Annotated in this window: 1 protein-coding gene; it reads left to right on the top strand. The window is 55.9% G+C overall.

The window, feature by feature from the left end; translation table 11 throughout:
* On the top strand, nucleotides 1–555 hold a 555-nt coding region (locus tag CJ255_RS23970), incomplete at its 5' end, for an RpnC/YadD family protein (protein ID WP_500681121.1).
* Nucleotides 556–656: the final 101 nt, after the last annotated feature.

Raw genomic sequence — 656 nt, 5'->3', positions numbered from 1 at the left:
CTCAAATACAGCTCGCGGCACGATCTGATCGAGCGCCTGCCCGAGGTGGTTGAACTATGGTATAGTTTTTGTGATCAAATCTCCGGTCAGGACGATATGCTGACGCTGCTGCGCTACCTCGCCGCCGCTGGCAAGCATGTGACGCTGCAAGAGATCATTGACGTGGTAGGGACAACCATTCCCTTGGGAGGTGCGCTCATGGGTACCATTGCCGAAGAGTTGATCGAACAAGGCATGCGAAAGGGTGAGCAGATCGGCCTGCAAAAGGGTGAACAAATTGGCATGCAGAAGGGCTTGCGACAGGGTGAACAACTTGGCATTCAAAAGGGCTTGCGGCAGGGTAAGCAACTCGGCCTGCAAAAGGGCGAGTTGCTCGGCCTGCAAAAGGGCATCCGCCTCGCCTTGAAATGCAAATTTGGCACCGAGGGTGAAGCCCTGATGCAGGCGATCATAACCATTGAAGATGTCATGCTGCTTCAGTTGCTCGCCGACGCCGTTGAGCATGCCGAGAGCGTTGAGGAGTTGCGGGCATGGCTGGCGGATGAGGCGGGGTAGTGTTGGGGTATCGGGTATCGGGAAGCGGGTGTCAAGCGATGAATAACGTAAAGCAACCTGCACCAAGCAACGTAAACCAGACGGAGCAAGAGCGTCGCGTG

Source organism: Candidatus Viridilinea mediisalina, from assembly GCF_002532535.1.
GTDB classification, from domain to species: Bacteria; Chloroflexota; Chloroflexia; order Chloroflexales; family Chloroflexaceae; genus Viridilinea; species Viridilinea mediisalina.
The sequence above is the reverse complement of the archived record's forward strand: the minus strand, read 5'-3'. Positions and strand labels throughout refer to the sequence as shown.